We start from the raw sequence: 14,295 nt of genomic DNA on the forward strand, positions 1-14,295 counted from the left end.
CATGTAACCGTTTACAGAAAATAATATAACGCATTTATAAAAATACGTCAATCATTTCTCACTAAAAAGCTTTTAAGGTTATACTCAAAAAAGCATCGCCATAGGGCGATGCTTTTTCATTACGAATATGATACCGTTTGTTCTTTCTCTTCTACAGCAGGCTCTTCAGCACCTTTTTTACGGTCAGACAGTTTAATTTTCTGTAAGAAAATCGTAAAGATAGCACCTACTACGATAAATACCAATCCTGTTAAGAATACAGTATGAAGTGAGTCTACTAAAGAGCTTTTCAAAATTGGTACGATGCTATTAGAAAATGTTTCTGGCATTTGTTTTAATGCCTCTGGACTAAATAGCATAGAATATAAACTTTGTGGATCTGTATGAATCATATCTTTAAATTTTGTTACCATTTGTCCCGCTTCTTTTGGGAATGTGTCTAATACAGGTACTAATTTATTTGTTAACGTTGTACCTGAAGTATTATTCATAATTGATCCTAAAATTGTAATCCCAAAAGTTCCACCGATTTGACGGAAGAATTGACTTGATGATGTTACAACGCCAAGATCTTTTTTCGGGAAGCTTTCTTGTAATGCTAATGTTAATATCGGCATAACAAGACCCATTCCTAAACCGATAACCATCATATAAGAAGTAGCGGTAAGCTTAGTTGTATGCATATCCATCGTTGTTAATAGCCAGAAACCACCAGCCATAATAAGCATCCCTGTAATAATTTGTGGTTTCACACCAATTTTTAATACAAGTTGACCACCGATAATACTCATAACGATCATTGTAATCATCATCGGTGTCATAATCGTTCCTGATTCAGCAGCACTTACGCCTACAATTCCTTGCATAAAGAACGGTACGAACATAATTGCTCCAAACATTCCGATACTCATAAAGAAACCGATCGCATTCAGTAGTGTAAATGTACGGTTTTTAAAGAAGTGCATCGGTAAAATTGGTTCTTCAGCCTTCGTTTCAACGATAATAAAGCTAACAATACCAATGGCAGCTAGTGCAAACAACCCGATAATTTGCCAAGATCCCCATGCATAATCTTTCCCGCCAAACGTTAACGCAAGTAATAAACTTACAACACCGAGAATCATCGTGAAGATTCCAGCGATATCAATTTTAATTGGTCCTGTTTGTTTATGTGCTTTTAATCCCATTGCAATAAAGATTGTCGCTAAAATACCAACTGGTAAGTTAATATAGAATACCCATCTCCAGTTCACTGCGTCTACAATCCAACCACCAACTTGTGGTCCAATTACAGAAGCAAGACCGTATAAAGCGCCAAAAATCCCTTGCCATTTAGCACGTTCTTTTCCCGTGAACATATCTCCGATAATAATCATAGCCATTGGCATCATAATACCGCCACCAAGACCTTGAATACCACGGAAAATAATTAATTCTGTCATACCGTTTGCCATACCACATAACGCTGAACCAACCATAAAGATAATTAGTCCTGCTATATATACGTTACGACGCCCAAGTAAATCCGCTAATTTACCTGCAATCGGTACAACCGTTGTTGATGTTAACATATACGCTGTTGTTAACCATGTCATTAAACTTAATCCGCCTAGTTCACCGACGATACGCGGCATTGCTGTACCAACGATTGTTCCGTCCAATGCAGCAAATAGCATTGCGATTACTAAACCGATTAACAACAACTTTCTATTCTGATTTTCTTGTTGCTCCATGTAATCTCCTCAATTCCTCTTAGTTTTTCTCTTTTTTCTCTTTTTTCTCTTGTGTCCCGCAAATAATTGTTTCTAGCTTTTCAAAGAGGCGTAACAAATCTTCCCTCTCTTGTAATTCTAAGTGTGAGAAGTATTTTGCAATATGCTCATTACGAGCCGCCATCGCTTCTTCTACTGTAGCTTTCCCCTTTTTTGTTAGCTCAATGATAACAACGCGGCGATCATTATCGTCGTGATAGCGCTCTACTAATCCATGATCAATTAAACGATCAATCATTACTGTAATCGCGCTCGGTTTCACGTACATTTTCTCCGCCAATTTTGTCGCTCTTGAAGCTCCGTAATGATCTAAAATCTTTAAAATATAAAACTGCGGTGGTGTAAGTCCTGATGCTTGCATTTGTTCTAATAGCTCTGTTTGCATTTTCTTTCCTATAGCGAATGTAAGAGCTTGAATCTTATCAATATGAGTCATATCATTTGGCATGTTATCCACCTCTTATTTAAGCAATAAAATATTTAACGTATTTAAATATTAATCCCACAAACAAAATACGTCAACAACTTTCTTTATAAAAACGTTTACATTATTGTCACAAAGTTGTATGATTTTCGTCGAAGTTAATATTGACAGTCACGGAGAATCGGAGTATATGGCTATGAATCATAAAAAAGGGAACTTTTTTATATTTCATAGCCTTTTTGTATTCTCTCTGTCTTAAAACGCTTCCAATTAATTAGGGGAGGATTTTCATTTTATGTTTTTCACACAATTATTTAAACCTGCGCCCCGCGCAGAACGCTTACCAGCTGATCGCACTGATAGCGAATACCGCAAATTGCGTTTGCAAGTATTCTTAGGCATCTTCATCGGTTATGCGGGTTACTACTTTGTTCGAAAAAACTTTTCACTCGCAATGCCATACTTAATCGAACAAGGCTTTAGTAAAGGGGAACTTGGGGTTATCCTTTCAGCAGTATCTATCGCTTACGGATTAAGTAAATTTCTTATGGGTATCGTATCCGATCGTTGTAATCCTCGCTACTTTTTAGCAGCTGGGCTATTTTTATCCGGTATCATTAATATTATTTTCGGCTCATTTTCTTTCATTACAACGAGCATTATACTTATGTTTGTACTTCAGTTTTTAAATGGATGGGTACAAGGTATGGGGTGGCCTCCTTGTGGTCGTACGATGGTTCACTGGTTCTCCGTCAGTGAACGTGGTACAAAAATGTCTATTTGGAACGTCGCTCATAATGTCGGCGGCGCGCTTATGCCCTCTCTCGTTACATTAGGCTTATATTTCTTTGCAAATGACTGGAAAAGTATATTTTACTTCCCAGGTATTCTTTCAATTTTAGTGGGGATTTATGTATTAATTACGATGAGAGATACACCTCAATCTTGCGGATTACCTTCTATTGAAGAACATACTGGGGAATATCCATCAGATGAAAAAGTAGCGGACCGTGAACGCGAACTTTCGGTAAAGGAAATTTTATTTACATACGTATTAAACAATAAGTTTTTATGGCACATCGCTATCGCTAACGTTTTTGTTTATTTCGTTCGTTACGGCGTTGTAGACTGGGCTCCTACTTATTTAGTTGAAGAAAAAAGCTTTACTCATAGTAGCTCACGTACAGCTTATGCTCTATATGAATGGGCTGGTATTCCAGGTACGCTTCTTTGCGGATGGATGAATGATAAACTATTTAAAGGACGCCGTGCACCTGCTGGTATTTTATTTATGGTCGGTGTATTTATCGCAGTTCTTGTTTACTGGCTAAACCCTCCTGGTAATCCAATGGTTGATAGCATCGCACTTGTCGCAATTGGATTTTTAATTTACGGACCTGTTATGTTAATTGGCCTACACGCTCTTGACTTAGCACCAAAGAAAGCTGCTGGAACTGCCGCTGGGTTAACTGGGTTCTTCGGTTACCTAGGCGGAGCTACTTTTGCTAGTGCAGCTATGGGCTTTATTGTAGATGGATTCGAATGGGACGGCGGATTCATTTTGCTACTTGCTTCTTGTGTGCTTGCAATGTTCTTCCTTGCTCTTACTTTAAATACAGGATCTACTAAATCAAAAGAAGTTTAAACAAAATATAATGTGTAGAAAAAATAAACATAAAAATAGCTCTCAGCATTTACTTACATGCTAAGAGCTATTTTTTATTTATCGTTCTTCTCTTGCTATTTATATTAATCATTTCCCTTCTATTCATACGATTAAAACATTTGCTGAAACATCTTTATTAAAACAGCTAACATAACAGATCCAGCAAATCCACCTAAACAAATTAAACTTACCCCTTGGCTATAAGACAAATTTTGAAATGATTTCATACCTTCCATCCTCCCTATATCCCCTTTGATATTCTTATTGTATCAATGGGAAAAATTTCATAACATCGATTTCGCTGACAGCTAACTTACAAATTTGTAAGTTAACAATCTTCCTCTAAACTTATATCTAGTATGTACATAATCTCCCCCTCTATACATCAAAAAAGACCTCGAATTATATCAAGGTCTTGCTTACATCACAGAATATCTCACTCAATTTATTTTATCCCGCTATTCGCCGGGCAGTAAGACCCCCACCTCAAAATTCAGTGAAAGCAAAGAAGTTAGGTGGTGGATGAACAAAACCCCCACTGATTAAAGCTTCACTTTATAATCATCACCGGGCATTTCACACGTTTTGCTATTTTATGACTTACACTACCAAGCACCATTTCTTGCAGTGTATTTAGCCCTCTACTCCCAGCAATAATAAGATCTATATCTCCTGTATTTACATATTGAACAATCGTATCTCCTGGATCGCCATGTAGAATCGTAATTTTGTAGGAAATGTTCTCTTTCTTTAATAAACCCTCAATCTCTTTTAATTTATCTTTTCGACTAGCTGATATTGTTTCTAAATCCGTTTGTCCTTGTATAATATCTGACTTTGCCGTTCTATTATCTACTACGTACACAACTTCAACATGTGTTTCTTCGTTAAATTTCGCAATATATGTTGCATGCTCGGCTGCTCGAAGTGCATGTTCAGAACCATCGCATGCTAATAAAATTTGTTTGTACATATGCTGAATCCCCTTTTCGTTATCCTACCCGTATTATATAATAAAGCCCCCTAAAAAGGAGGCTTCTAACTAGCAATTCTCTTATTATAAGTAGCTAAATTCGCAACGAGCTTCGAGCTACGTTCATTTAACCCTGTGATCCTTACTTTCACACCGTTCTGTTCATACTTCATTATAACTTTATCAATTGCCGCTACTGCTGAATCATCCCATACGTGTGCGTTAGTAAAATTCATCTCAATTTCTTTCACATCTTCATTGTATGAAAAAGCATTTATATACTCTGCCGTAGATGCGAAGAATAGTTGGCCGTGAATTTCGTATATTTTCTTATTTTCAATATACAAATGTTTCACGTGAATCTTTGCCATATTGAATGCAAATAAAACTGCACTAATTATCGTTCCGATAATTACACCTAATCCTAAATTATGTGTAATTAGGACAATCACAACTGTTACAATCATAACAAAAGCATTCCCTTTTGGTACCTTATGAATTGTCGCTACAGAGTTCCAATCAAACGTCCCAATCGAAACCATAATCATAACTGCAACTAAAGCTGCCATCGGAATATGAACAACGTAATCACCTAAAACAAATAGCAATACGATTAAAAAACCACCGGCTACAAACGTCGATAATCTCCCGCGACCACCTGATTTAATGTTAATAACAGATTGTCCAATCATTGCACATCCTGCCATTCCTCCGAAGAAACCAGCAACAACGTTCGCAATCCCTTGTCCACGTGCCTCTTTATGCTTATTACTTTCCGTATGTGTCATATCGTCTAAAACCGACGCCGTTAATAATGACTCTAGTAAACCTATAATCGCTAGCATAACTGAATACGGTAAAATAATTGCTAATGTCTCAAGTGTAAATGGAACATCAGGAATACTAAAGAACGGTAATTCTTTCGGTAAGCTTCCCATATCCCCTACTGTTTTTAACTGTAATCCGCTCATAAGTGCAATGCTTGTCACAATAATAATTGAAATAAGTGTAGACGGAACAGCCGTCGTAATACGTGGAAATAAATATATAATTGCAAGTCCTAATGCGACAAGTGCATACATTTGCCAAGTTGCATTTTTAAAATGCGGCAATTGCGCTGTAAAAACTAAAATTCCAAGTGAATTTAAAAAAACACTCATAACGGATTTAGGAACAAACTTCATAAATGAGCTCAGCTTGAACACTCCAAAAATAATTTGAACAATACCTGTTAATATTGTCGCAGCAAATAAATATTGTAAACCGTGATCCTTCACAAGAGTGACCATTAATAAAGCCATCGCACCCGTTGCCGCCGAGATCATCCCTGGTCTTCCGCCGACAAACGAAATTGTAACCGCAATACAAAAGGCCGCGTACAATCCAACCGTCGGATCTACACCTGCAATAACAGAAAAAGCTATCGCTTCAGGAATTAATGCTAAAGCAACAACAATCCCCGATAGCACGTCCCCTCTCATATTTGAGAACCATTCATTTTTTATAGTTTGAAACAAAGTAACACTCCTCTACTCTTTTATCATTTGATTTTCTCCGTAAGAAAATCAAGGCCGACTGCACGAAGGCTATTATATAACGAGCAAAGGATGTTGTGCTATGTAAAAGTTTCCTAAAGAAAAGACGCTACCTTAGCAGTGTCTTTTCTCATTTCATTAATGTCCACCGTGACCTTGACCACTTTCCTGAACAATTTCTAACCTCTCATCCAATATACCTTGTGTTTCAAATGAGATATCACTAGTACTTCCTAATAGGAAACCATGGCTATACGGTCCAAGTGTTGGGTCATCCTTAAACTTCGGCTGAATAGTAGCAAGGAAGTCATAAACTGGTTGTTTTGCTTTTCCTTCCTCAAGCAAAACAACAGGGGCATGTTTACCCATATGTGAAAACGGTGCTCCCGCAATTGCTAAGTCTGGTGTTTTGCTTGAAACAAATGACAAACCGTGCCCCGGCTTTGTGAACCCCCAGCCAAATTTCGTTTTTTCATCTTTAAATTTTGCAAATGCAACCAAATTTTCTGTTGGAGTCTCTCCACTAATCCGTGTTACTTTTCCGTATTTACTTAACTCTTTTTCTACTTCTTTCGAAACGATTTTTTCTGGTCCTAACACATATATATTTGCTTTATCTTTTCTCATTTTTAATGCCTCTATTGTCGCTTCTGGCACTTTATTTTTTTCAGTATATAGAAGAGGTTCTGGCATATGAGAAATCCAATTTACAGCTGGTGTTGTATATAAACGTCCTTCTTCTTCAGACGAACCGATAATAACGCTATTTGGATAATTTCCTGTTATATCGGCATATTCTTTATCAACATCTTTAGCAAATTTAGCTGGGTCCGTTTCTTTTATTTGCTTTACTTTATATTCTTTTAATTGCTCTAGGCTAGATGCCCCTACATCCCCCATCACCATAATTTGCGTTCCATCTTTCGTTCCGAGCGGATTTAATCGTTTTATTTCTTTTAACGTCATTTCGGGTACCTTTTCTTTTTCTATAAATAAAATCGGTCCGTTATTCGGATGATGAATAAGATCCGCACTTGCAATACCTAATTGCCACTCGTTCACTGGCACTAAAATAATAGCGCCTGGCTGATTCTCTTTATGCGTTGCTGGCCATATCGTTTGCGAAGTTAATACTGCCATTTGCAGAGGATCATTTGTATTTAATCTCGTTACATTTTTTAAACTTGTCGTTAATAAATCATTCGATGCACCTTGATTCATTTCTTTCGGCGCAGTTACCTCCTGATTCATTTTCATTTCCTTTTGCTCTGTTTTCTTCTCTTCTGTAGATTCATGATTTTTATGATCTGTGTTCGTTTGTCCGCATGCCGCAAGACCGACTGCTGCAATTATTGTTATCCCAAAAATTCGGGTCATCTTTTTCACTATATCGCCTCCGTATTATTCGTTTTCGAGCCAATATTATTACCTAAAATGGAATTTCAACTTTACAATAACAAGCAATTCTGAAGAAATTATGCAGATGCATTATAATCTGCACCATTTCTTCATGATTTTGACTTACAATTTAAGTAATAACTACAAATGCGGAGGTACTCTATGATCGATATATTACTCGTAGATGATGAACCGAGAATGCTTGAATTATTAACGCTTTATCTTACTCCAATCGGATATAACTGCGTATGTGCAGTATCCGGAGAAGAAGCTATTTCACATATAGAAAATCGAAACTTCAAATTTGTTTTACTCGATATTATGATGCCAAAGATGGATGGATGGGAAACTTGCAAAAGAATTCGATCATTTAGTAACGTTCCTATCATTATGGTAACTGCTCGTGATCAAACGGTAGATGTCATCCAAGGGTTAAAACTTGGAGCAGATGATTACGTGACGAAACCATTCCACGAAGAGGAGCTTTTCGCAAGAATTGAAGCTGTTTTACGCCGAACGAATCAACGTACGCAAATCCAATATCAAGGCATTTTATGGGATGAGGCCAAGCACTTCGTTTCTGTCTATACTGAAGAACTTCTTCTCACTCCAATCGAATTTTCTTTACTCGGATTATTTTTACGTCATGTGAACTACGTATTAAGCCGTGATCAGCTCATTGAACGAATTTGGGGGTTAAATACAAATACAGAAGATAGAACAGTCGACTCACATATTCGTAATTTGCGTGATAAATTACGGAAAGTAAATTTCCCTATTGATCACCATTTAAAAACTGTATACGGAGTAGGGTATCGATGGATTGATATTGAAAACTAAGGAGCAAAACGATGAAGCGAATTTCTATTCAACTCGGATTTTATTTTCTAATTGTTACGCTTTTAATCGAAAGTGTTCTATTTGTCTTGCTTTATTATAGCCTTGTAAACAATAGAGTAAATGAAGAAATGACAGCTTTATTAAAGCGCGGAAATAGTCACCGAGATGTCCTTGAAAAGTATTTTGATAGGCAAACAATCTCCCATGTTGCTTTAATGGAATCCGAAGCTGAAACAACTGTTATTATTACAAATGCAAATAAGGAAATACTAGCTAAATCCAATGAAATAAATACTACTATAAAAAAACATATTGAAGGAATGCAAACACGAACAGATCATGATGGAGCAATTATAGAGAATCATTGGAAAACATCTAATTATATATGTACAGTTAGCCCAATTGTAGTGGCAGGAAAAACGGAAGGCTATGTATATATGTTTCTCGGGACGGAATCAATCGAAGAAATGGTCAACGGGCTCACACGGCAATTCATTATCGCTGGAGTCATTACTTTCCTATTAACAGCCATCACCATTTTTCTATTATCACGTGTGTTAACAAAACCATTGTTACACATGAAACAAGCGACTGAAAAAATGAGTAAGGGCGATTTATCAGTTTCATTAACGACTACTCGAAATGACGAAATTGGTGAACTAGCACAATCTATCCAAACTCTCGCAAATGATTTACATTATATGAAAACAGAGCGAAGTGAATTTCTAGCGAGTGTTGCTCACGAATTACGAACACCATTAACGTACGTAAGAGGTTATGCTGACATTGCATTAAAAGAAAGCACACCTCCAGAGCAACGTTTACGATACTTATCCATTATAAAAGACGAGTCTGATTATATTACAAACTTAGTCCAAGATTTATTTTCACTCGCTCAAATGGAAAAGCATAACTTTTTCATTCAAGTACAGGAAGTGCATTTACACCCCTTCCTTACTCGCATAGCCGAAAAAGTAAATGCCATGTATAAAGAAAGATACATTAAAGTTTCTTTCTCTTGTCCTCCTACACTGCTAATAAACTTAGATGAACAGCGATTTGAACAAGTTGTGGTAAACATTTTAAATAACGCTTATAGACATTCACAAGAGCATTCTCATATAAATATTTCTGTTACAGAAGAACATAAACGTATTTCCATTACAATTGAAGATGAAGGCGAAGGTATTCCGCCTGAAGACCTCCCTCACATTTTCGACCGTTTTTATCGAGTTGATAAAGCAAGATCACGAGCTACAGGCGGAACTGGTTTAGGACTATCTATCGTGAAAGAAATTGTAGAACTACACGGCGGGAATATTACTGTAACGAGCGAAGTCGATCATGGGTCTTGCTTTATCATTTCATTGCCATCTATATAGAAATACAACTATCATCAATTAACAAGTTCAGTTTTGATTTACAAAATCACATCATAATTAGCATATGAAAACGCCCAGAGTTCAAAAACTCTGGGCGTCTTTTATTGTCTTATTGAACTAAATTCTCCTTTAGCTTAAATCAAATTAAAGACAAAACTTAAACAAATTTCTAAACCTCTTAATTTTACACAATCTATTCTAAAATAAATCTTTAATTCTACTTAAAGCAACACACTTTATAATTTTAATGGTTTATAAGCCAATGCTTTATCTATAATTTCTCTGGCGGTTAATTCGTCATCGCTCCAGAAAATATAATCACCTATTTTAGGGTCAATAACAGACGATTCAACCATGTCCAACCAAATTGCCTGTTCCCATTCTTCTCCTTCCGTATCCATAAGTTTTTGAACCAAGGTAACTAACTCTTCTTTATTTAACTCACCTAACTTTATATTTTTATGATTAATAGCTCTTTTTACAATATATTCTGCACCGTAATCAGCAAAAAATAATTCTTTTGCATTTGGATAAGGAACACTATTTTCAAATACAATGAGTTTATGTTCAAAATCTTCCCCAAAATCTTGTAGCTCTTGAATTTCTAAAACTAATTTTAATAGTTTCTTTTCATCCAATTCTTCACTCCCTTTGTTCAAGACAACCACCTTAGTAATCTAAGTACATTTCTTTATACTTTCCATGTTCATTTCAACATAAAATTACAATTTCCCTTTTGAATTATCCAAATCAATATGTTATCCCTTATACTAATTGATATGTTAAGGACAGATAAACCTTAATATAACTAAGACTAAGAACAGACCAAATCAGATGTAATTTGGTCCGTTCATTAGTATGCTATTTCTTTTCCTTATAATATAAATTTACAAATTGCCCAAAACGTTTCGTATCCGTTAAAGTTAAATTAATTTCTGGATTCTTGTCTTGAAATAAAGGAACTCCAGAACCTAATATATGCGGTGTAATCGTAACGATATATTCATCAATTAGATTATTCTTAAAGAACTCTTTCAGTAAACTCCCTCCACCGACCATCCATATTTTAGATCCTTCCTGTGCTTTTAACCTTTTTGTAAACTCCACTACATCTTCATTTACAAACTCCACGTTTCCATTTGAACCTTTTTCTGAACGAGAAAAAACATAACATGCTTTATCTAAGTACGGGAATGTTTCCGTATGCTCTACTACATAATCGTACGTTCTTTTTCCCATGATTATTGTATCAATTGTCTCATACATTTCCGTATAACCGTTGTCTCCCTCTCCTTCCGTTTCCATTAACCACTGTAAATCATCATCTTCTTTCGCAATAAACCCGTCTAAGCTCGCTGCAATAAATAAAACAATTTCACGTGACATATCTTCTCCTCCTTACAGCTTCTATTGATAAAATCATCTTATAAGCACTATACTAACCATAAAACATGACAACTTATGTCATGTTAAAAAAGAAAAAGGTGATATCCTTGTCAAAAGCAAAACGTTTACTAGACATTCTTATATTTGCTTCTGCGAAAAGAAAATTTACAGCTCAAGAAATAGCTGATGAGTTCAATATATCCGTTCGTACTGTCCATAGATATATTTTAGATTTAAGCGATATGGGGTTACCCATTTACGCTGAACAAGGTCGCAGCGGAGGATATAAAGTATTAACAAACAGCATGCTTCCCCCCATTTTATTTACCGAAGAAGAAGCAGTCTCCATCTTTTTTGCTTTTCAATCTTTAAGCTACTACCGAGACTTGCCTTTTAATACAGAAATCAATTCCGTTACACATAAACTATATGGCTCTCTACAAAATGATGCGAAAGCTAAAGTTGATAAAATACGTTCTTATATCTCTTTTTGGAATCCGAAGAGAGCTATTGAGACACCTTTTTTAAACAAAGTGTTAACAGCGGCTATTGAAAATAAAAATTTACACTTTCAATACGAATCTAAATCGGGGATAAAAACAAAATATGTTCATCCTATCGGTGTATATGCTCACGATGGTTTATGGTATTTGCCATCCTATGAATTTAGTAGAAAAAAAGTATTACTTTATCGTGTTGATCGCATTCTTTCTATATTATCAACGGAAGAAAATGAAGATACATTCATGAATTTAGAAGAGTGGTTTGCCTCTAACTCTAACGTAGTACACAGTCCTACTCAGTTACATGTTTTACTGACAACAGAAGGCGTACGTCAATGTAAAAGCGTTCCTTACCTTGAAGAGTTCGTTGTAGTAACGGAAGACGGGACAGGACATATACATTCAACAATTGATAAAGGAGAAATCCATTTTATTACGCCTTTATTTTATAGACTTGGAAAAGATGCAAAAGTTTTAGAACCGAAAGAATTAATAGATGGTTTACGCATACGTGCGAAAGAAGTTTTACATATGTATGAAGACTAAAAAATCCCTCTTTTAAAAACATAAACACGTGAGCGCCCTATTCTCACGTTTTTACATTTCACTTCATTAATTCAATTGTTTCTGTAACTTTTATACTATCTTTTACAGATTGAACGATCGTACAGTTTTTCACCGCAAGTTGCAGCGCCTTGTCTAATTGCTCTTCTGTAATGTTTTGCGCTTTAATTTTATAGTGCAAATGAACACTTTCAACTGGTTTTGATAAAGCTTCACTTCTCCCAATTTCAGTTTCAATTGTAAACGTATCGTATGTAATACGTTTCTTTTCTAAAATCGTTCGAAAAACAATTGCACTACATCCTGCAATAGAAGAAACGAGTAATTGTAACGGTGAATACCCGTTTTCTTTTCCAATCGCTAAATGACCATACGATAAATCTGCTTCTATATCATCGTGTTTGATTGTTAGTTTCATTTGTTTTTTCCATCTCCACTTTCATCGGTTTCTTCCGTTTCTTACTCATATAATAATATATGTAGCAGAAAATGATAAATGGAATACCACAGTATAACGCCATTCGTTGTTCAGGAATAAACGCTAAACTAATAACAACGACGCTATTTGTAATTAAAGCTAAAATTGGAACAAGCGGGTATAGTGGTGTTCTATACTTTAAGTCCTCTAATTTTCCTCCGCCTTTTAAATACTGACTTCTAAAGCGAAGTTGTGATAAAGCAATAATGATCCAACTTGAAACAGCCGATAAACCAGCTATAGATAATAAGTACATATATACTGTATCTTCTGCAAGGAAGCTTGTTAATAAAGAAAGGCCCGCTACTGCAATTGTTACGACTAACGCTGTAATCGGAATACCACGTTTATTTACTTTCTTGAAAGAAGTTGGTGCCATTCCTTCATTTGCAAGTGACCATAGTATACGCGTTGCTGCATATAACCCTGAGTTCGCTACAGATAGAAGAGCTGTAATAATAACGAAGTTCATAATATCAGCTGCATATGGAATACCGATTTTATCAAATACAACTACGAATGGGCTTTCAATTATCCCTGCTTCTTTCCAAGAAATTAACCCTACTAAAATTGTCATTGTTAAAATGAAGAATAACATAATGCGCCATACTGTATTACGAATCGCACGTGGAATTGTTTTTTCAGGATTCTGACTCTCTCCTGCTGCAATCCCGATTAACTCTGTTCCTTGGAAGGAAAAGTTAACTGTAATCATCGTAAGAAGCACTGCAGCTAGTCCATTTGGGAATAGCCCACCATCACTTACAAAGTTAGAGAAAAGAGGCGCTGCTTCTTTTCCATCGTATGGTAAGAATCCTAGTAATGCGCTACCACCAAGTAGAATGAATGCAATAATTGTAACTACTTTAATACTAGAGAACCAAAACTCTAATTCAGCATAACTCTTCGCTGATATTGCATTTGAAGCATATAAAATAACTCCGAATACGAGACACCATACCCAAACATCAACATTCGGAAACCATCTTTTCATCATTAAACCGATCGATGTTAATTCTAATCCTACTGTTACTGCCCATCCAATCCAGTATAGCCAACCGATCATAAATCCAGTTCCTGGTCCAATAAACTTCGTCGCATACTTTTGGAAAGATCCTGAAACTGGCATTGCTACCGTTAGCTCTCCAAGACAAAGCATTGTTAAATACATAATAAATCCGCCCACTAAATATGAAAGGATGGCTCCCCCTGGTCCAGCCTGATTAATGGTGTAACCTGAACCAAGAAAAAAACCAGTTCCGATTACACCACCTAGTGCGATCATAAATAAATGTCTACTCTTCATCGTACGATGTAATTGCTCATTCGTTGTTTGCTGCATCTTAATCCTCCCCCTACAAGTACCCCTATCTC

The 14,295-nt window shown here is 36.0% G+C and carries 14 protein-coding genes; 4 read left to right on the plus strand and 10 right to left on the minus strand.

What is annotated here, in order from left to right:
- Positions 1-119: 119 nt before the first annotated feature.
- Positions 120-1,733 carry an MDR family MFS transporter gene (locus AB3X49_RS04615; RefSeq protein ID WP_367960703.1) on the minus strand — a complete coding sequence of 538 codons (1,614 nt, stop codon included), beginning with the start codon at positions 1,731-1,733 and terminating at the stop codon, positions 120-122.
- Positions 1,734-1,752: 19 nt separating this feature from the next.
- Entirely contained in the window at positions 1,753-2,220 is a 468-nt protein-coding gene (locus tag AB3X49_RS04620) for a MarR family winged helix-turn-helix transcriptional regulator (protein WP_367960705.1), read from the minus strand.
- 271 nt (positions 2,221-2,491) lie between these two features.
- Here AB3X49_RS04620 and glpT point away from each other — a divergent pair, with 271 nt between their 5' ends.
- Positions 2,492-3,841, plus strand: coding sequence for a glycerol-3-phosphate transporter (glpT, locus tag AB3X49_RS04625; RefSeq protein ID WP_367960707.1), 1,350 nt, complete (start codon positions 2,492-2,494; stop codon positions 3,839-3,841).
- Between the two features lie 131 nt (positions 3,842-3,972).
- Here the strand turns inward: glpT and AB3X49_RS04630 are convergent, their stop codons facing one another.
- The 4 genes from AB3X49_RS04630 to AB3X49_RS04645 all read right to left on the minus strand — a co-directional run bounded on the left by AB3X49_RS04630 (position 3,973) and on the right by AB3X49_RS04645 (position 7,756).
- Positions 3,973-4,089 (minus strand): DUF4027 family protein, encoded by a 117-nt coding sequence (locus AB3X49_RS04630; RefSeq protein ID WP_002125236.1) that lies wholly within the window; start codon positions 4,087-4,089, stop codon positions 3,973-3,975.
- A 323-nt stretch (positions 4,090-4,412) separates the two neighbouring features.
- Positions 4,413-4,835, minus strand: a complete 423-nt coding sequence (locus AB3X49_RS04635) for a universal stress protein (RefSeq protein WP_002010593.1) — start codon at positions 4,833-4,835, stop codon at positions 4,413-4,415.
- 65 nt (positions 4,836-4,900) lie between these two features.
- Positions 4,901-6,352 carry a SulP family inorganic anion transporter gene (locus tag AB3X49_RS04640; RefSeq protein ID WP_367960709.1) on the minus strand — a complete coding sequence of 484 codons (1,452 nt, stop codon included), beginning with the start codon at positions 6,350-6,352 and terminating at the stop codon, positions 4,901-4,903.
- Between the two features lie 156 nt (positions 6,353-6,508).
- Entirely contained in the window at positions 6,509-7,756 is a 1,248-nt protein-coding gene (locus AB3X49_RS04645) for a cell wall-binding repeat-containing protein (RefSeq protein WP_367960711.1), read from the minus strand.
- A 174-nt stretch (positions 7,757-7,930) separates the two neighbouring features.
- On the opposite strand from AB3X49_RS04645, the gene AB3X49_RS04650 reads away from it, so the two are divergent.
- Both AB3X49_RS04650 and AB3X49_RS04655 read left to right on the plus strand, forming a co-directional pair.
- Positions 7,931-8,608: a response regulator transcription factor gene (locus AB3X49_RS04650; protein ID WP_367960713.1), complete on the plus strand. Its 678-nt coding sequence runs from the start codon at positions 7,931-7,933 to the stop codon at positions 8,606-8,608.
- Between the two features lie 11 nt (positions 8,609-8,619).
- Entirely contained in the window at positions 8,620-9,990 is a 1,371-nt protein-coding gene (locus tag AB3X49_RS04655; RefSeq protein ID WP_367960715.1) for a sensor histidine kinase, read from the plus strand.
- A gap of 236 nt (positions 9,991-10,226) precedes the next feature.
- Here the strand turns inward: AB3X49_RS04655 and AB3X49_RS04660 are convergent, their stop codons facing one another.
- Positions 10,227-10,649, minus strand: coding sequence for a bacteriocin immunity protein (locus AB3X49_RS04660; RefSeq protein WP_001032607.1), 423 nt, complete (start codon positions 10,647-10,649; stop codon positions 10,227-10,229).
- Between the two features lie 202 nt (positions 10,650-10,851).
- On the minus strand, positions 10,852-11,376 hold the full coding sequence (locus AB3X49_RS04665; RefSeq protein WP_367960717.1) for a dihydrofolate reductase family protein: 525 nt from the start codon (positions 11,374-11,376) through the stop codon (positions 10,852-10,854).
- A gap of 65 nt (positions 11,377-11,441) precedes the next feature.
- Here AB3X49_RS04665 and AB3X49_RS04670 point away from each other — a divergent pair, with 65 nt between their 5' ends.
- Positions 11,442-12,425: a helix-turn-helix transcriptional regulator gene (locus AB3X49_RS04670; protein ID WP_367960719.1), complete on the plus strand. Its 984-nt coding sequence runs from the start codon at positions 11,442-11,444 to the stop codon at positions 12,423-12,425.
- A gap of 58 nt (positions 12,426-12,483) precedes the next feature.
- Here AB3X49_RS04670 and AB3X49_RS04675 read toward each other — a convergent pair whose 3' ends face one another.
- Positions 12,484-12,861 (minus strand): OsmC family protein, encoded by a 378-nt coding sequence (locus AB3X49_RS04675; RefSeq protein WP_367960721.1) that lies wholly within the window; start codon positions 12,859-12,861, stop codon positions 12,484-12,486.
- Positions 12,836-14,263, minus strand: a complete 1,428-nt coding sequence (locus AB3X49_RS04680; RefSeq protein ID WP_059037711.1) for an amino acid permease — start codon at positions 14,261-14,263, stop codon at positions 12,836-12,838. Before AB3X49_RS04680 ends, AB3X49_RS04675 begins: the two co-directional genes overlap by 26 nt.
- Positions 14,264-14,295 lie beyond the last annotated feature (32 nt).

This window comes from Bacillus sp. C30 (assembly GCF_040838255.1).
Taxonomy (GTDB): domain Bacteria; phylum Bacillota; class Bacilli; order Bacillales; family Bacillaceae_G; genus Bacillus_A; species Bacillus_A mycoides.